The sequence below is a fragment of the Clostridium thermosuccinogenes genome, from assembly GCF_002896855.1.
In the GTDB taxonomy this organism is placed as follows: domain Bacteria; phylum Bacillota; class Clostridia; order Acetivibrionales; family DSM-5807; genus Pseudoclostridium; species Pseudoclostridium thermosuccinogenes.
The window spans coordinates 1,708,015-1,726,258 of sequence record NZ_CP021850.1; the positions used below are offsets into that span (position 1 = coordinate 1,708,015).

Genomic DNA, 18,244 nt, shown 5'->3' on the forward strand with positions numbered 1-18,244 from the left:
TCTGTGAATAGTCATGGAGTATTTTTTTGCCTTTGGCATTGTAAATGGAGCCGCTTTGTTGTATGATTTTGAAATGGACGAAATTGATGTAAGTTTAAATTACTCCAAATTTCGCAAAAATGTAACCCTTTACGGAATTGAAAGAGCAGGTAAAAAAGTGCGAGTTGCTTATGAGATTGATGTATTCTGTTTTGATGCGGAAAAGCAGGATCATTTCAATCAAAACGGAAAGAACCGCATGCATCATGCAGGCAACTTCATCTTCTATAAAGTAAGGTTTGCTGCTGATGATATTTTGTAAAGGAACGAAGATTTCTTAATAAATACTTAAGGATAGCAGGGATTAATGATGAAGCTTAGTGATTTTTACTATGATTTGCCCGAAGAATTGATTGCCCAGGAACCTATAAAGGAGAGGGCGATGTCTCGCTTGCTCGTTTTGGACAGGGCGACGGGAAGTATAGAGCATAAGATATTCAAAGATATCATAAATTATCTGGACGCAGGGGACTGCCTTGTTTTGAACGACACCCGGGTAATTCCGGCAAGGCTTCTTGGGACAAGGGAAGATACCGGGGGCAAGATTGAATTTGTCCTTTTAAAAAGGATAGAAGAACGTGTCTGGGAAGTGATATTAAAGCCCGGAAGGCGTGCAAAACCGGGAGCCAGGTTTGTGTTTGGGGGAGGACTCCTAAAAGCTGAGATCATTGATATTGTGGAGGAAGGCAACCGGATTGTAAAATTTGAATATGACGGGATATTTGAAGAAATATTGGACAAGGTGGGTATTGTACCCCTACCGCCTTATATCACCCGAAGGCTTGACGATTCGGAAAGATATCAGACGGTCTATTCGAGATATAATGGTTCGGCGGCAGCACCCACGGCAGGTCTTCATTTTACGGAGGAGCTTTTGGACAACATTGCCAAGAAAGGTGTCAGCCTGGCCTACGTTACTTTGCATGTCGGCCTTGGCACTTTCCGGCCGGTGAAAACTGAGAACATCCAGGATCATAAAATGCACAGTGAGTTTTACAATATAAATGAAGAAGCCTGCAAAAAGATAAATGCTGCAAAAGAAAGCGGCAAAAGGGTGATAGCTGTTGGTACTACTTCCTGCAGGGTACTGGAAACGGCAGGGGATGAAACGGGTCTTGTGACTCCTCACAATGGCTGGACTGATATTTTCATATATCCCGGTTATAAATTTAAGGTGGTAGATGCCCTCATAACCAATTTTCATTTGCCCGAATCAACGCTTTTGATGCTTGTCAGCGCCTTGGCAGGCAAAGACAAGATCTTTGAAGCATACAGGGTGGCAATTGAGGAAAGGTACAGTTTTTTTAGCTTTGGGGATGCCATGTTTATAAAATAGGCTATAGGCATCGGCAAGCAATATTGAAATGTAATGAGGAAGGTGGAAAATGGCAGCAATAAGATACGAGCTCATTAAAAAATGCAAACAGACAGGAGCCAGGCTCGGAAGGGTGCATACCCCGCATGGTTCTTTTGATACTCCTGTATTCATGCCTGTTGGAACCCAGGCTACAGTCAAGGGTATGTCCCCGGATGAATTGAAGGAGATTGATGCAAAAATTATACTCAGCAATACATACCATTTATATTTGAGGCCAGGCCAGGAGATTATAAGGGAGGCCGGAGGGCTTCATAGTTTTATGAACTGGGACAGGCCCATATTGACCGATAGTGGAGGTTTCCAGGTTTTCAGCCTGGGCAGCTTCAGGAAAATTGAGGAGGACGGTGTTACCTTCAAGTCCCATATTGACGGCTCCCGGCATTTTATTTCCCCGGAGAAGGCAGTGGAAATTCAAAATGACCTGGGCTCCGATATAATAATGTGCTTTGATGAATGCACTCCCTACCCTGCTGAATATGATTATGCAAAAAAATCCCTCGAGAGAACCACCCGGTGGGCCAAAAGATGCAAGGAAGCTCACAAAAACACTGAAAGGCAGGCGCTTTTCGGTATAGTGCAGGGAGGAGTATACAAAGACTTAAGGGAGCAAAGCGCAAAGGAACTGGTGGCACTCGATTTCCCGGGTTATTCCATCGGAGGCTTAAGCGTTGGGGAACCGGCAGAGCTTATGTATGAAATGCTGGAATGCACAGTTCCTCTATTACCGGAAGATAAGCCCCGTTATCTTATGGGAGTGGGAAGCCCCGATTATCTCGTAGAGGGTGCGATAAGGGGAATTGATATGTTCGATTGTGTCCTGCCCACCCGTATTGGAAGGAACGGCACCGTAATGACCAGCAGGGGCAGGATTATCGTCAGGGATGCAAAATATGCCAGGGATTTTTCTCCCATTGACCCTGAATGCGATTGCTATGCCTGCAGAAATTTCACCAGGGCTTATATAAGGCATCTCTTAAAAGTTGATGAGGTTCTTGGCATAAGACTTACCACGTGGCACAATCTCAGATTCCTTATCAACCTTATGAAGAAGGTAAGGCAGGCAATTATGGAGGACCGCTTGGGAGACTTCAGGGATGAGTTTTTTGAAAATTACGGATACAGTAAAAAAGCGTGATTGCACCAAAATGGGGCGATTTTGGCCTGAAGAAGGAAAATTATGCTTTTCTATATAAAATAAAAATGTTATTATTTATATTATGATACTGAAACTACTTAGGAAACAGGAGGATAAAGTATGGAACAATTACAAGGAATACTAGGGATAGTCTTATATCTTGGATTCATGATAGGACTTATGTACCTGATAGTTGTCCTGCCTCAGAAAAGAAGGGACAAGAAGACAAGAGAAATGATAAATTCCATGAAGGTAGGCAGCAATGTCGTCACCATCGGTGGTATTGCAGGTAAAGTCATCAATATTAAAGATGACGAGGTGGTTATCGAGACCAGTGTGGAAAAGACTCAAATAAGGCTTAAAAAATGGGCTATCAAGGAAGTGGAAAAGCTCATCGAGGCTTAATTTGATAAGAATTTTCCGAAATAAGCGGTTAACTGGCCCAATATTCAGGTTTTTTTAGGTTTATGTTCTAAGTTAATGGAATATCCAATAAATTATAGTATCAAAGGGTAATTTATTGGGGGTGCTTTTGGTGAAAGAGATGGGCCAAAATTTCAAGTCGGCAATAAGTGAACGCATCAACCTGCTGAAAATATGCAAGGGTATAGGGATATCATACCTGATAACCATACCGATATTTGTAATACTCTCGGTGATACTTACATACACTTCATTCCCGGAGGATTACATAGCTCCTGCCGTGATTGTTACTACAGTCATCAGCATACTGTTCGCAGGTTCGACAGCTACCAGGAATTTGAAGAGCAAAGGGTGGCTGAATGGTGCTCTTGTTGGATTTATTTACATGCTTTTTTTGTATGTCGCAGGAAGTTTGGCTATAAGGGATTTTTCCGTTAACAGGCATGTGATTTCCATGGTACTGATCGGCGTGCTGTCAGGTTCCATCGGTGGAATTATTGGGATTAATTTTAGACACGGGTCCCATTCCAGATACAAGCCGGTAAAAAAGATAGCCCGGTGACGAATTTTGTCGGATAGGCCCATTGCTCATATGATTTAATCTTTTCAAAAAGCTTTGTGTATGTTATAATGTGCATAGCTAATTTTTAGCATTTACATAATGCAATCTGCAGAAATTTCATCGATGACTGATTAGCGGGTAACACCTGACCTGTAATGCGTTGTCGATGTGATTTGCAGCGAAGAAATTATGTCCATAGGAGGAAGATAAATGAAACATATTAAAACTATAAACGGAGCTTCTTTAAAAGACAGTTTGGTAGGCAGAGGATGTGGAGAATGCCAGACATCCTGCCAGTCCGCATGCAAGACTTCTTGCACCGTAGCAAATCAGAGCTGCGAAAAGAAATAATTTGCTTTGTCTGAATGCAGAAGCTTTAAATTTGTTGATTACATAAAAAGGTGAAAAGTGATTTAATTCCGCTTTTCACTTTTTTGTTGCTTTGGAAAGCTTGGCTTGCATTATGCTTTGAGATATATTAAACTTATACCGGTGAAGCAGCCGGGTGAAGAAGCTTGCGTCAGGCTTTCCGTTACAGCTATATAGTTTGGGCATGAATTCGGCAAAGGATGGATGTATTGATTGTTATGTTCTTTGAATCCTTTCGGAATAGCAATCACCCATTTCAGTCAGCTGAATTCAAACCGATTTTATATAGACATAAAAATTTTTAAAAAGAGGTCAAAGGGTATGATACATAAATTTTCAATGAAAGGCACAAATATAGTTGTAGATGTGAACAGTGGAGCTGTACATGTCTTTGATGATTTATCCTATGAAATTCTGGATTATTATAAAAAGTATGATAATGAAAAAATAATTGAAATGCTTTCCGACAGGTATGACAAGTTGGAAATAAAGGAAGCCCTGGAGGAAATCCAGAGCCTTGAAAAGGATGGGCAGTTATATTCGGAGGATATATATAAGGATCACCTTCCGGTCGGAGACGCAAAACCGGTGGTGAAGGCTTTATGCCTGCACATTTCCCACGACTGCAACTTAAGGTGCAAATATTGCTTTGCATCTACCGGTGATTTTGGCCGGCACCGTTCGGTAATGAGTCCGGAGGTGGGCAAAAAGGCCATTGACTTTTTGCTCAGGGAATCCGGCGGGAGAAGGAATCTCGAGGTGGATTTTTTTGGAGGAGAGCCGCTGCTCAATTTCGACACCGTCAAGGAAATTGTGAATTATGCTTTGGAAAAGGAAAAGGAGTACAATAAGCATTTCAGGTTTACAATAACCACCAATGCGGTGCTTCTTAATGAAGATCATAAGAAATTTATAAATGAGCATATGAGCAATGTGGTGCTCAGCATCGACGGAAGGCCGGAGGTAAACGACAGGATGCGCTTCCGGATAGACGGAACAGGGACTTATAAGGACATATTGCCGAAGATAAAGGATATGGCTGAATCGAGGAATCAGACCAATTACTATGTCCGGGGCACCTTTACCCGGGAAAACCTTGATTTTTCAAAAGATGTCATACATCTTGCAGATCAAGGCTTTAAGCAGATATCGGTGGAACCGGTGGTGGCAGCTAAGGACTCGGGCTATGACCTGAGGGAGGAGGACTTGCCGGTATTGTTTGAAGAGTATGAAAAGCTGGCTTATGAATATGTCAAGAGGCAGAAGGAAGGAAACGGTTTTAACTTCTTCCATTTCATGATCGATTTGAATCAGGGGCCGTGCATTGCAAAGAGGATTACGGGATGCGGAGCCGGACATGAATATCTTGCCATCACACCGGAAGGGGATATCTATCCCTGTCATCAGTTTGTGGGGATGGATGATTTCAAAATGGGAACAGTTATGGACGGAAAGCTGAATACCGGCATTCAGAATTATTTCAGTAACTCAAATGTATACACCAAAAAAGAATGCATGCAGTGTTGGGCAAGATTTTACTGCAGCGGTGGATGTGCAGCCAATGAATATCAGTTTAACGGAGATATAAACGTACCCTATAAAGTAGGCTGTGAGCTGGAAAAGAAGAGAGTCGAATGCGCTCTTTGGATAAAAACCCAGGAATAGGATATATGGGCAGAGGTGGGGATTTCCCGCATCATAGGGCATTAAGCAGCAAAGGAAGGACAAGCCTGCCTGAAGACGGAGTAATAGTCAGGGGTTAAGAAAGAGAACCTATATGATAATAAGAGGTGTTCCATATGGCTCTTATCACATTGGCAGATGTAAAAAGAAATGATGAGGTAAAAACTTTCATGGAAATTGCGGACATGCAGCTTTCAGTGAAAGGTTATACCGAGCATTCTTTCAGGCATGTGGGCCTGGTATCGGGCACTGCAGGAAAGATAGCCGAAAATCTCGGTTTTGACGACAGGGATATAGAACTGTCCAGAATTGCCGGATACATGCACGACATAGGCAATGCAGTAAACAGGATGGATCATGCCCATACCGGAGCTATATTGGCTTACAATGTGCTCACCAAAATGGGCATGGATCACAGGGAAGCAGCAAAAATCATGATGGCCATCGGAAACCATGACGAAAACTCCGGAACGGCAGTGAGCAACATTTCGGCAGCATTGATTCTTGCCGATAAGTCTGATGTCCACAGGAGTCGGGTAAGAAACAGGGATTTTTCAACCTTTGATATTCATGACCGGGTAAATTATGCGGTTGAGTCTTCCCGAATAACTGTCGACAGCAAAGAAAAAATTGCGGCGCTGGAGCTGGAGATTGATACGAAAATAAGTCCGGTTATGGATTATTTCGAGATTTTTCTGGTCCGTATGACAATGTGCCGTAAAGCTGCGGAGTTTCTCGGACTGAAATTCCAACTGATAATCAATGGAACGCATTTGCTTTGAGACGGTCAATTGAAAAGGTAATTTCCACTTTGCAAAAGTAAATTCCATGGATGCTGTTATCATTGAGAAAAATAGTAATTCAGCGGGTTTTGGATTAGTTTATTTAGGCAAATTTTTAATGCTTTTCAGTCAATAATAGGTTAAAATATGAAGTAGAGGAACAAAGCCAGCCCTTTTTTGGGTATATCAAACTAGAGGTGTGAAGATTAACTAACTTTTTGCAAGAGTAATTTCCACCCTGTTTGTAAATGCTTATAGAGTTGTGGCTGGTGGTGCCTCTGGTTATTTAATATTTATTTCTTAAGAAGGGATGAATGCAGGGTGACATTATCTGTCGGGATGAGTTCTACATTCATCCTTCTTAATATTTCTTCCCCGTAGAGCAATCCAAAAGCCCAATAAGGGGTTTTATCCCCGAGATTCAGTCGACTGTACGAGTTGATATGGTTCATCATAAGAGTTATGTCCCGCTGAGTAAACTCATCAAGAGAAGTACCCTTTGGGATAATGCGTCTAATCAAAGCATGGTTGTTTTCTGCTGCGCCTTTCTGGTAAGGAGCCAGCGGATTACAGTAGAATACACAGGTTCTGCGTTGCCCATGTGAATCGAATTCAATAGCGGACGGATTCGAGAACTCACTGCCGTTGTCACAAAGTAATACCGGGAACAATTTGCGGAAGGTATCCGGGCCTAGTTCCAGGTAAAGCTGATCAAAGATATCAATGACAGATTGGGAGGTATTAGCATCTCTAATGAATGCGAGCATGAGCTGTGGGACAGTAAAATGCAGTGTCAGCAGGACTTTGCCGCCTATTCTTCCTATTACCGTGTCCATTTCCACTACGGGAAGGTCCGGATGCTCTTGCATAAATTTAAGAAAGTCTTGATAAGTTCGGCCTATTCGGCATTTTTTATCCACTTTGAACTGGTCTTTTCCCTTTTTACGTCTGCCCATACGTACAACTCTTGGCATATCGATATTTTTTGCTGTAAAGATACCCTTGTCCACATAGTTGTAGAGTGTGCGTTCATCGAGCATGATTTCATCAGCATGGTTAATGCATATATGGTGGAGTGACTGGCCTTTAATTAGCAGCGGGCTAATAATGGAATCCAATCTTATCGCTTCTTCTTCAGTGATTTGTAAACCCTGACGGCACTCAGAGCGTACTGTCTCGTATTCTCTTTGTGCATGTGTTGCAGAATAAATCCTCTTCTCTAATGTACAAGACTGTTTGTCTTCACAACCATTACAAACATAGGGCGGCTTCGAAAGCTTGGGACAAATTTCCTGTTGATACTCATGACATAGTGATGAACACATGCGAGACTTGCAAGCGCGACAATAACGGCTACAACGCAAACTGCCGCAAAGATGCTTAACAGGGCAACCAATACGATGTTTACAATCATTGAACACTCTTCCATAACAGCCGGTTTTCCTAAATTGGATATGGTTCTTCACTTCCTTGGATATCGTGGTTGGGTCCTTTCCAAGCTCGCGTGCTATGCTTTTGAATGATTTCCTGCTGATTAACCTTTGTTCAATTATATTTCTTTCTTCCTGACTCAAATGTTTAAAGCCACGCATATATGTACCCCCTTCAGAGGCACCACCATATATATCATAGCTTTTTGAGAGACAATATTCCAGCTTTCACAAGAAAATAGGAACAGTGTGATCTTTGCAAAAGTAACTTCCACCTTTCTCATTTCTAGCGATTTGCAAAACTAAATTCCACTGTCTATGAATTTGGGGTGGAAATAACTTTTTCAATTAAACTTTGCTTTGAGACCTGTATATGGCATGGCTGTGCAAGGCAATTAGTATTGACTCACAAATTTTGTAGTTATATAATATCTTCATGCGGACAAGAATAAAAGGGGGAATTTTACAGATGAGTTCAAAAAACGGGGTTAAATTTTTCGCGGTTATTCTTATAATCGGAATTTTAACCTGGATAACTGTTACCGGGGATTTATTCGGTATAAAAATACCCGGGGCCAAAGACATCAGATTCGGTATTGATATTAACGGCGGTGTTGATGCAACGCTTTATGCAATAACCCAAGATGGAAAAGTACCTTCGGAAAAGGATTTGAATGCAGCTAAAGTTGTTATTGAAAGAAGACTTGACAATTTGAACATTCTCGACAGGGATGTCACTACCGACGTGGAAAGTGGCAGTATTATTTTGCGTATCCCCTGGAAGCAAGGAGAAACAGATTTCAATCCGCAGAAAGCTATAAGCGAAATTGGAGCGACTTCCCTTTTGACTTTTCAGGAAGTGGATGAAAGTAAAGTAGATGAACAAGGCAATTATCTTCCCACAGGAAAGATTGTTATAGAAGGCAATGATGTGGTTGATACCGGTGTTTATACGGATCCCAGGACCGGACAGGTGCAAGTCACGCTGAAACTGAGCAGCGAAGGCGCCAAGAAGTTTGCAGAAGCTACTGGAAGGCTTATAGGCAAGCCTATAGCAATATTCATGGATGACAAACCTGTTCTGGACAGCAATGGAAGGGTAAACTCCCATGCCCCGATTGTAAGCACACAGATCACTAACGGTGAAGCTGTTATCACCGGGCAGAGGGATGCAAAAGAAGCCGGTGAACTGGCCGGTATCATCAAATCCGGTGCACTTCCATTCAAGCTGGAGGCAAAGAGCACCAACTCCATAAGCCCTACCCTTGGTAAGGGAGCTCTTGCGGTAATGCTGAGAGCCGGAGCAATTGCGTTCGTTTTGGTATGCCTGTTTATGATATTGTACTATAGGCTGCCTGGAGCACTGGCTTGCATAGCGCTTTTAGGACAGGTGGTAGGACAGATTCTGGCTATATCCTGGCCGGGCATAACCCTTACTCTTCCTGGTATGGCCGGTGTCATACTCTCCATAGGAATGGGTGTGGATGCCAATATTATTACCAGTGAGAGAATCAAAGAGGAACTTAAAACCGGAAAGACACTGAAAGCCGCTATCGATGCTGGATTCGACAGAGCCTTTTCAGCAGTGTTTGACGGTAACATAACCGTTCTCATATCAGCCATAGTTCTGTATATTTTTGGTTCAGGAGCCATGCTCTCCTTTGCTTATTCACTGGGTACAGGAGTTTTGCTGAACTTCCTGTGCGGTGTGACGGCTTCAAGGATAATGATAAAGGCTTCTTCCGAAGCAAAGTTTGGCAAAAAGCATTGGCTTTATGGTGTTAAAGAAGTTAAGGAGGGAGCATGACATGTTTGATATTATAAAAAATAAGCGGTATTTTTTCGCCCTGTCAATTGTATTGCTGCTGGTAGGCTTGGCATTCTATTTTGTAAACGGCATAAGGCTGGACATCCAGTTTCAGGGTGGTACCATCATTCAAATGGAAATAGGCGACGAGGATATTGATCTGGAGAAAGCTGCAAATATTGCAGAAGCAACAGTTAACAAGGAAGTTGATGCCCAGAAGTCACAAACCATTGATGTGGAAGCTGGCGATAAGATGATAAACATGCTCGTCCTCAACATATCCAATGCGGAGGATACCCTTACGGCTGAAGAGCAGACCAAACTGATAGATGCTATGAGAAAGGAATTCAATTTGCCTGAAAACGCTGAAATCAGCGTTAACAGTGTTGAGCCTTTCATAGGTAAGGAAATGCTGTCTAGGGGAATAAGAGCGGTAGTATGGGCAAGCTTGTTGATAGTGCTGTATATCTGGTGGAGATTCAGATCGATGGGACTATCTGCAGGTTTGATGGCTATTGTAGCATTGCTGCATGACGCTTTGATCGTATTTGCAACTTATATTGTTTTCAAGATACCTTTGGATGATGGCTTTATAGCTGTTATTCTAACCATACTGGGTTATTCGATAAACGATACAATAGTAATTTACGACAGAATAAGGGAAAATATGAAGACCATGAGAAAGGTGCCCATCGGAGAGGTGGTAAACAGGAGCATACTGCAATCCATGTCAAGGTCAATAAACACCAGTGTGGCAACTTTCATGAGCATGGTTGTCGTATATATTTTCGCTGTTGTATATAATATCGAGTCTGTAAGAGACTTTTCACTTCCCCTTTTAACCGGTATCATCAGCGGATGCTATTCTACGATATTTATAGCCGGTCCGTTGTGGGTGCTCTGGAAGGAGTACCAAACTAAAAGGAAAGTAGCTTAAAACCGGCAAAAGCCTAAAGAAGCACAAAGAAATGTAAGCTGTGGAGAAACAGCAGCAACTTAAACAGCGGATATATTATAGGTAAGGAATATTAAATAATAAAAGATATTAATAAACGATAGGTTTATTAGTAAGAATACAGATTAATGAGGATGTTGAAAATCAAACATCCTCTTTTTTGCTGCATTAAGTTTAAGATAAAAAAAAGACCTGTTATTAAACAGGTTGTAATCAGCCTTTATTGCAGAATACAAAATCCAGTAATAAACTACCTATTATCACTTCTGCCAGTATTGTAAAGCTGGCTTTTATTACAGAATTAGAAACATACTCTATATAAGGATCATAGTTAAATGCGGTGTGGTTTAACAGAAGCAGTAATGTGCCCGCTGCCAGCACAACCAATGCCAAAATCGTCCCTGCTTTAAGTACTCTTTTTGTATTTTTATCCAGCTTGCTAAAGGCTGACTGTATCTTCTCTAAATTTTTAGTCTTATCTGTCTGCACCTATAGGACACCCCCGAATCTGAAAATTTAACTATTATATGTTAACATAATGTAACTAATGCATCAATGCAAAAAGATTACCATTTTACCGGAGTTCAGGTGTTTTCAGCCTGTCTTGACACTATGAAAGCCATAGGAAGTAAATATGAGCCTGCGTATTGCCCCAGAAATGTCAATACAGACCGTATATTTCCCGGAAAATGACTGTATGAGCTTTAAGTAAATAGATTATGCAAATATAGCAACTGATCCATACCATCGACAGTGAAAATTTCATTTACAAAATTCTTAATTATTGAAACACTTTGACATAACCCTACAAAGAATTTGTAAAGATACCTATGTAATATGTCGAAACGGATAAAACTCCGGTTATTTGGCTCGATTTTTTTTTATGTAAAATACAAAGGCAATGGTATATAATTATAATTATAAAAGAAAAGGGGGTATTTCAACATGATAAACAGACGTCTTGAAAAATCATTGGAGCTTTCTATGAATGACGGCCTATCAGGCGATTGTGCACCAATCAAACTGGAGTACTACATATTGGAGAATGAAATATCCGACATGGATGAACTGACAGGGAAAATTGCATACGGCATAGAAATCGTGAAGAAAGTAGATGGCAAGAATGATGAAGTAAGCACTGTCAAGAATTTATCATGTTGTAAAGAAAGCGTGATTCGAATTTTGGACAAGCTGGCATGTAATACAGTAACGCCTGTCGGGATGCCATATGTACTGGATGACATGCTGGGTGTTTTAATATAGTAGAAAAAGCAGGCATATAACCTGCTTTTTTTATGCGCTCAAATCGGTATATCCAGAGGATGTCGAAAAGCAATCCCTTCTACCATATGTATAAAAATGTAAAAAACAAGGAAAGATAGTAGAGGGTTATTATACACAGCAGCATATCCAGCAAAATTTACATGATACAATAAGCAAAAAAAATTATTATTTATGAAGGGAAAATATAAGTTAATGTAGAATATAAAATAAAAGCGGCGGAACCCGTAAGCGTGAATTAACCCAAAGCATACAGACATTTTGCATTTCATCTCTTATTTATTGTGAGATGTTTTTTTGTTTTAAGAAATGCTTTGTTTTCATGCGGAGGTTTTGTGCCGTCGGGAAGATAGGCTTTTAGCCATAGAAACCTTAATCAATTTAATAAAAAAGAAGGAATATTCACAAATATGTCGAACAAGTATTTATTAACTAGAACCCGATTACAATCAAATGTAATTAAAAAGGGTAGTGAAAGGTAAGAGATGTATAATAGCTATCCGGAGGAAGTAATCGAAGAAGTTAGAATTAGCAACGATATAGTTGATGTTGTCTCTGAGTATGTAAAGCTCGAAAGGAAGGGAAAGGATTATTTTGGCTTATGTCCGTTCCACAAGGAAAAGACGCCATCTTTTAGTGTAGTGCCTGCAAAGCAGATATTTTACTGCTTTGGTTGTGGCAAAGGTGGAAATGTAATAAATTTTGTAATGAATGTGGAGAATTTGAGCTTTATAGATGCAGTCAGACTTCTAGCGGACAGGGCCAGAATTCAGTTGCCCGAAGGAGGGGATGAGGAAGAGCTAGAGAGGGCAAAATTAAGGAAGGAAATTATAAAGATCAATACTGATGCGGCACGTTTTTTCTTTAACAATTTAGGAAATAATGAGAAAGCAGTGTCATACCTTAAAAATAGAGGTATAAATGAAAGGACAATAAAAAGGTTTGGCCTTGGCTATTCCGGAGAGGAATGGGATTCACTGCTAAAATATCTCGTATCCAAAGGTTATAAGGAATCTGATATATTAAAAAGCGGCCTGATATTGCAGAGTAAAAAAGGTGGGTTTTATGACCGTTTCAGAGGGAGGATAATGTTCCCTATATTTGATCTAAGAGGGAATGTTATTGGCTTTGGAGGAAGAGTAACGGATTCGTCCCTGCCTAAGTACATGAATTCTCCTGAAACGCTGGTTTATAACAAAGGCAGAAATTTATATTCGCTAAATTTTGCCAAAAACTCGGGTGAAAAAAGGATTATCATTGTTGAAGGTTATATGGATGTAATATCCCTGCATCAGAGTGGAATAATAAATACTGTGGCATCATTGGGAACAGCATTGACTGAAAGTCAGGGAAGATTGCTCAAGAAGTATGCTGAAGAAGTAGTGATTTCCTACGATTCAGATACGGCAGGACAAGCAGCAACAATGAGAGGCCTGGATTTGCTCAGCAATATAGGATGTAATGTCAAGGTTCTGCTTTTACCTCAGGGCAAGGACCCTGATGAGTATATCAGGAAAAATGGAGTCGATGGCTTTAGGAAACTGGTTGACAATGCTGTTTCGTTGATAGAATACAAGATTAAGATTTTAAAGAATCAGATAGATACCAGTACCACAGAAGGAAAGATCAGCTTTTTGAATAAAGCGGCATCTCTTTTGTCCAAGATAGATAACAGTGTGGAATTAGAGATGTATGTAAAAAAGATTGCAAAGGATTATGGAATAAGTGAAGAATCCTTGTTTGCTGAAATTTCAAAAAAAACTAAAGCAAAAGGCGGCTTTAGAAAAGTAGTTGTAAATAGTGGTGTTTTTGAAAACAGGCCTGTCAAGGAAGGGAGTAGTAAAAAGGACGATAAATTGGTTCATGATGAACAGTTCGTATTGGCACTTATGTGCCTGGATAACTCTCTTTATAAGTTGGTAAAAGACAGGCTGACTGTTGATGATTTTACTGATGAAAATAACATTAAAGTAGCAAAAATAGTATTTGAAAAGCTAGAAAGCAACAAAGGAATAGTTTCTGCCGAATTATTCAACCTGCTGGATGAAACTACGGCCAATGTTTTTTCCAGGCTGATCAATGAAGAATGCCACTGTGATGACAATAAAAGTGCAATAATGGAGAAAATAAGGAGTATTAAGCTTTACAAGATAGAAAGAAGGCAGAAGGAAATTCTCGATATATTAAAAAATGATAAAAGTTTAGATGAAGGAGATGTTGAAAGATTAAAAATAGAGTTGAATTCATTAGTAATGAAGAGAAAAAGCATATAGAGATATACTTCCATAAGGTAGTGTCAAAAGTTCTATGAAAGAATAAAATTTTGACGCCAGAAATGAGAGTATTTACCAAATATGCACATTGGAAACCAAATAAGCAACAAGAAAAACCATGGGAATATAATACCTGTGGATTTGATGGATAACCCGCCCGAGGCATGGATAACAAGTGGATAAAGCATTGGCAACGAAAAGCGTGTTGCCAACACTTTATCACACAAGTTACCCACACCCCTCAAATCAGCGGGTTACCCACAAACTCCACAGGTTCGGCGGCGACTGTTTTGCTATGCTATGCTACAAAAATAAGAGGATGAATTTCGTTCCTTAAGCAGATTGTTGGGCTTTGATGTATTCTTGGGACATTTTAATGAGTGTAACCCACCTGGCAGGCATATTAGGCCGGTCTTTGAGCTCTTCTAAGACCACCGGCACCCTGCCTTCCAGAGAGGAATGAGGCCTTAGGAAGTTGAAGTAGGCTACAAACAGTGTAAGGAAGGATACTGAACCTGCATAGTTGTTAAAACCGTTGGTGGGTCTGTAGTTTCCCTTGAAGGTGCGGTTTAACCTTTCGATGATCTGCTTTAAAGGCCTGTATTCTTCGGAGATAGGGTCGTCGTTGGTAAGACCGATTACCTGCTTTATGTCAAAGTGGATGCCGTACTGGGCGAAATAGTGTTGAGCAAGCATGTAAATAGGGTTCCCGTCAAAGATCAGGGTAAGATCCTCAGGAAGCTTATCGAACTTGGACAATGCTTCGTCAAGAGCATAAATTGCAGCTTTAACATCACGGTTGGCAGAGACGGGGTATGAGAGGATAATCTTCTTTACTGCGTCGAATATAAAGAATACGTAATGCCATTTGCCCAGAACCTTTATGTACGTCTCATCCCCGCAGATGGAATCTGAGAGATCATACTTGTAGTTGTCAATGAAGGGTTTAATGTTTGTGGCAACAGCATCGGCATAATTTGATACCGACTGATGAGAAACACTTACACCATGTACTTCACGCATAAGGGCAGCTGTCATCCGGGTAGAAAGGCCAAAATTGACATGGTATGTAAGTATCAGCCCCAGGACGTGAGGAGAGACATAAAGCCTTGATATATCTACACTCGGAGGCTGGGAAGGCTTTCTTACCAAAGGCTCAAAGTCAATATCAAACTCCCTGTAGATGTAATGGAGCTTGAAATCATGTGGAGAAGACTTGTAGCGCTGCTTGTCTTCCTCGGACATGGAATTGAGCCTGTCAAGGTAATAGGGGCACTTGGAGTTGGTGCACTTATGTACGTTGAAGTCCTTACGCTCTTTCTTAAGTTCCAGTGTCCTTCCACAGTGGGGGCAGAGGAAGATGAGATTTTTTAGGTAACGGTTTTTCTTGTTGAAAGTGCACTTGCAGACTTTGCATAAGTACTGGCCTTTACCACCGGTATTGTCGTAAAGGTATTCATGAGGAGCTCCACATCTTGGGCAGGCCATAGTATCAGGGACTGTAGAAGCTTTTCTCCTTGTAATAGGGGTTATAAGCTTACCGGTTTCCTTGAGATGATTTGAAATAAGCTGCTTATAATCAAGCTTCTCAAGTGTCTCAATAATCGGCATGGTATCCACCACAAGCTTGCGGTAAGGCTTCCTAACAGGCTCATCGTAGTACTTGCGGACGGATCCTTTACTAAAGAGTGCACACATGAGGTAAATGATAATTTTAGCTTGTATTTGAATGTATAGTAGTAAAACTGTTATAATGTTGTTCAAAGGTACTTAACTCCTTTCTTTGGGGGTTGTCCAGCAACAACATTATACCAAAAAAAGGGCAAGTACCTTTGCCTTTCTATACATTCTTAATTTCCAGTTAAATGAGGGTAAAACCCTTAATAATATAAAAGCAAGTAAAACCAAGGGTTAGAGGTCAAAAGCATATCAAAACTTTTGACACTACCCTTCCATAAGAAGGGGGGGAGCTTATGAAAATGACCAATGAGAACAGAAAAGCAGTGCTTAAGGATCTGATACAAAGAGGCAAGGCAAAGGGCATGCTGACATATAAAGAAATAATGGATGCCTTTGAAGAGATAGAGATTGAGCCGGAGCAGATCGAAAAAGTTTATGAGACAGTGGAAAATATGGGAATTGACGTTGTAGGGGACATAGAGTCTGAAATGGAGGATATACAGCTTACAGAGGAGGATCTCGACTTATCTATCCCCGAAGGCATAAGCATTGATGACCCTGTCCGTATGTATTTGAAGGAAATAGGAAAAGTACCTCTGCTTTCGGCTGAGGAAGAAATAGAACTGGCAAAAAGAATGGAAAAAGGAGATAAGGAAGCCAAGAAGAGGCTCGCAGAAGCGAATCTCAGGCTTGTTGTCAGCATAGCCAAAAGATATGTAGGTAGAGGCATGCTTTTTCTTGATTTGATCCAGGAAGGAAATTTAGGTTTAATCAAAGCTGTAGAAAAGTTTGATTATGAAAAAGGATTTAAATTCAGTACTTATGCTACATGGTGGATCAGGCAGGCAATCACAAGGGCAATAGCAGATCAGGCCCGTACAATTAGGATACCTGTTCACATGGTAGAAACAATAAACAAGCTCATAAGGGTTTCAAGGCAGCTCCTTCAGGAACTGGGAAGAGAACCTATGCCTGAAGAAATTGCAAAGGAAATGAATATGTCTGTTGATAAGGTAAGGGAGATAATGAAAATATCCCAGGAACCTGTTTCCCTTGAAACTCCTATAGGTGAAGAGGAAGACAGCCATCTGGGCGATTTTATACCCGATGATGACGCCCAGGCACCAGCGGAAGCAGCGGCTTTTACCCTGCTTAAGGAGCAGCTGATAGATGTTCTCGATACCTTGACACCCCGGGAGGAAAAGGTTTTGAGGCTGAGATTCGGCTTGGATGACGGCCGGGCCAGAACCTTGGAAGAAGTGGGTAAGGAGTTTAATGTTACCAGAGAGAGAATAAGGCAGATAGAAGCCAAAGCTTTAAGAAAGCTGAGGCATCCCAGCAGAAGTAAAAAATTAAAGGATTATCTTGATTAAAAAACTCGATATAAAATCGAGTTTTTTTTGTGTAAAATTATAACATGGATAAAGAAAGCGGCTGTTGGCAAACTAACTAATAGCATCGGTCTACATTTGGTTGACCGTAAAAAGCAAAATAATCGGGAGGAAAACAAGATGCCTATTGATGAAACCAACAGGAATGAAATAGAGATCACGACCTATGACAGGCTTTTGAGAGCATGGGAAAATTCAATGGAACTGGTAAGAGACTATGAAATGTACTCCAAAAGGATAGAAGATGAAAAGGTAAAGGAAGTATTCAAGCAGTTTGCAGAAACTGAGGGGATGCATGCTTCTAAATTGAGGGAGCTTCTTCTGGAGTATAAAAAGCGCAATCAGAATTAATTCGGGATAAGCCTGAAGAGTAGAAAATAAAAGCCTTAATTCATGTAAGAGCGTGAAATATAGCAACTAGGAGATAATTTTGAATAAATGACTCAAAAGGCGAAAAAAAATATTGACCAGGTGCCGGAGCGTAAGTATAATATTATTTGTGTTCGCGAGAAACAAGGTTTCCGGCACTAATTAAATATTCCTCAATAGCTCAGTCGGTAGAGCATGCGGCTGTTAACCGCAGGGTCGTAGGTTCGAGTCCTACTTGAGGAGCCATTCGGGCCTTTAGCTCAGTTGGTTAGAGCAACCGGCTCATAACCGGTTGGTCCGGGGTTCGAGTCCCTGAAGGCCCACCAGAAATAAGGAATTCGTTAGAATTCCTTATTTTTATATGCTCAGGAAAAAATCTGCTGAAAAGCTTTTTTCGCAAATACATTTTGATGCTTCTCCAAAGGTTATTATCAGAGGAGAAGCTTTAAGCTTTATTTGAAGCAGCATACCTTTTCATTTGCCAAAAGCTGTCATATTCATCTTTAGAAAAATGCTGTGGTGTAATGCTTACGGAACCGATCAAGCCGGTTTTGCTCATATAGCTGCTGCAAAAATCGGTATTGTGTATTATTGAGTCCATCGGTGCTTCGAAATCTTTCGCCCTTTTTCCTTTTAAATTACCTGACATCCTGTTGCCAACTCCTTAAAAGTATTGTATTCTTTAAA

Annotated in this window: 18 protein-coding genes and 2 tRNA genes; 16 read left to right on the top strand and 4 right to left on the bottom strand. The window is 40.7% G+C overall.

What is annotated here, in order from left to right; translation table 11 throughout:
- The first annotated feature begins 13 nt into the window (after window positions 1–13).
- The 8 genes from CDO33_RS07460 to CDO33_RS07495 all read left to right on the top strand — a co-directional run bounded on the left by CDO33_RS07460 (window position 14) and on the right by CDO33_RS07495 (window position 6,371).
- Window positions 14–301, top strand: coding sequence for a hypothetical protein (locus CDO33_RS07460; protein ID WP_103082810.1), 288 nt, complete (start codon window positions 14–16; stop codon window positions 299–301).
- A 48-nt stretch (window positions 302–349) separates the two neighbouring features.
- Window positions 350–1,375, top strand: coding sequence for a tRNA preQ1(34) S-adenosylmethionine ribosyltransferase-isomerase QueA (gene queA / locus CDO33_RS07465; RefSeq protein ID WP_103082811.1), 1,026 nt, complete (start codon window positions 350–352; stop codon window positions 1,373–1,375).
- Between the two features lie 49 nt (window positions 1,376–1,424).
- Window positions 1,425–2,552, top strand: coding sequence for a tRNA guanosine(34) transglycosylase Tgt (tgt, locus tag CDO33_RS07470; RefSeq protein WP_103082812.1), 1,128 nt, complete (start codon window positions 1,425–1,427; stop codon window positions 2,550–2,552).
- Window positions 2,553–2,672: 120 nt separating this feature from the next.
- Window positions 2,673–2,957, top strand: coding sequence for a preprotein translocase subunit YajC (gene yajC, locus CDO33_RS07475; protein WP_103082813.1), 285 nt, complete (start codon window positions 2,673–2,675; stop codon window positions 2,955–2,957).
- A 139-nt stretch (window positions 2,958–3,096) separates the two neighbouring features.
- Window positions 3,097–3,537, top strand: a complete 441-nt coding sequence (locus tag CDO33_RS07480) for a TIGR04086 family membrane protein (protein ID WP_242973442.1) — start codon at window positions 3,097–3,099, stop codon at window positions 3,535–3,537.
- 210 nt (window positions 3,538–3,747) lie between these two features.
- Window positions 3,748–3,888, top strand: coding sequence for a six-cysteine ranthipeptide SCIFF (gene scfA / locus CDO33_RS07485; protein WP_103082815.1), 141 nt, complete (start codon window positions 3,748–3,750; stop codon window positions 3,886–3,888).
- A gap of 339 nt (window positions 3,889–4,227) precedes the next feature.
- Window positions 4,228–5,571, top strand: a complete 1,344-nt coding sequence (gene scfB / locus CDO33_RS07490; RefSeq protein ID WP_103082817.1) for a thioether cross-link-forming SCIFF peptide maturase — start codon at window positions 4,228–4,230, stop codon at window positions 5,569–5,571.
- 134 nt (window positions 5,572–5,705) lie between these two features.
- The gene (locus tag CDO33_RS07495; RefSeq protein ID WP_103082816.1) at window positions 5,706–6,371 is read left to right on the top strand and encodes an HD domain-containing protein; all 666 of its coding nucleotides are present in this window, start codon (window positions 5,706–5,708) and stop codon (window positions 6,369–6,371) included.
- 293 nt (window positions 6,372–6,664) lie between these two features.
- Here CDO33_RS07495 and CDO33_RS07500 read toward each other — a convergent pair whose 3' ends face one another.
- Window positions 6,665–7,963 carry an IS30 family transposase gene (locus CDO33_RS07500; protein ID WP_103083328.1) on the bottom strand — a complete coding sequence of 433 codons (1,299 nt, stop codon included), beginning with the start codon at window positions 7,961–7,963 and terminating at the stop codon, window positions 6,665–6,667.
- A gap of 307 nt (window positions 7,964–8,270) precedes the next feature.
- On the opposite strand from CDO33_RS07500, the gene secD reads away from it, so the two are divergent.
- Together secD and secF are read left to right on the top strand one after the other, a co-directional pair.
- A complete protein-coding gene (gene secD / locus CDO33_RS07505; RefSeq protein WP_103080629.1) occupies window positions 8,271–9,608 on the top strand; it encodes a protein translocase subunit SecD in 1,338 nt (445 codons plus the stop codon).
- Between the two features lies 1 nt (window position 9,609).
- The gene (secF, locus tag CDO33_RS07510) at window positions 9,610–10,545 is read left to right on the top strand and encodes a protein translocase subunit SecF (RefSeq protein ID WP_103080630.1); all 936 of its coding nucleotides are present in this window, start codon (window positions 9,610–9,612) and stop codon (window positions 10,543–10,545) included.
- Window positions 10,546–10,776: 231 nt separating this feature from the next.
- On the opposite strand, the gene CDO33_RS07515 is transcribed toward secF, so the two are convergent.
- A complete protein-coding gene (locus CDO33_RS07515; protein ID WP_103080631.1) occupies window positions 10,777–11,052 on the bottom strand; it encodes a hypothetical protein in 276 nt (91 codons plus the stop codon).
- A gap of 456 nt (window positions 11,053–11,508) precedes the next feature.
- Between CDO33_RS07515 and CDO33_RS07520 the strand changes: the two genes are divergently transcribed.
- Both CDO33_RS07520 and dnaG read left to right on the top strand, forming a co-directional pair.
- On the top strand, window positions 11,509–11,826 hold the full coding sequence (locus CDO33_RS07520) for a DUF6514 family protein (RefSeq protein WP_103080632.1): 318 nt from the start codon (window positions 11,509–11,511) through the stop codon (window positions 11,824–11,826).
- A 503-nt stretch (window positions 11,827–12,329) separates the two neighbouring features.
- On the top strand, window positions 12,330–14,117 hold the full coding sequence (gene dnaG, locus CDO33_RS07525; protein ID WP_103080633.1) for a DNA primase: 1,788 nt from the start codon (window positions 12,330–12,332) through the stop codon (window positions 14,115–14,117).
- A gap of 333 nt (window positions 14,118–14,450) precedes the next feature.
- On the opposite strand, the gene CDO33_RS07530 is transcribed toward dnaG, so the two are convergent.
- A complete protein-coding gene (locus CDO33_RS07530; protein ID WP_207655289.1) occupies window positions 14,451–15,815 on the bottom strand; it encodes a DDE-type integrase/transposase/recombinase in 1,365 nt (454 codons plus the stop codon).
- A 275-nt stretch (window positions 15,816–16,090) separates the two neighbouring features.
- Between CDO33_RS07530 and rpoD the strand changes: the two genes are divergently transcribed.
- The 4 genes from rpoD (at window position 16,091) to CDO33_RS07550 (ending at window position 17,883) form a co-directional block, all read left to right on the top strand.
- Window positions 16,091–17,170 (top strand): RNA polymerase sigma factor RpoD, encoded by a 1,080-nt coding sequence (gene rpoD / locus CDO33_RS07535; RefSeq protein WP_103080634.1) that lies wholly within the window; start codon window positions 16,091–16,093, stop codon window positions 17,168–17,170.
- Window positions 17,171–17,308: 138 nt separating this feature from the next.
- The gene (locus tag CDO33_RS07540) at window positions 17,309–17,539 is read left to right on the top strand and encodes a ferritin family protein (protein WP_103080635.1); all 231 of its coding nucleotides are present in this window, start codon (window positions 17,309–17,311) and stop codon (window positions 17,537–17,539) included.
- 188 nt (window positions 17,540–17,727) lie between these two features.
- Window positions 17,728–17,803: transfer RNA gene (locus CDO33_RS07545), tRNA-Asn, on the top strand.
- 3 nt (window positions 17,804–17,806) lie between these two features.
- Window positions 17,807–17,883 (top strand) — tRNA-Ile (locus CDO33_RS07550).
- A gap of 119 nt (window positions 17,884–18,002) precedes the next feature.
- On the opposite strand, the gene CDO33_RS07555 is transcribed toward CDO33_RS07550, so the two are convergent.
- The gene (locus CDO33_RS07555; RefSeq protein ID WP_103080636.1) at window positions 18,003–18,206 is read right to left on the bottom strand and encodes a hypothetical protein; all 204 of its coding nucleotides are present in this window, start codon (window positions 18,204–18,206) and stop codon (window positions 18,003–18,005) included.
- Between the last annotated feature and the right edge of the window lie 38 nt (window positions 18,207–18,244).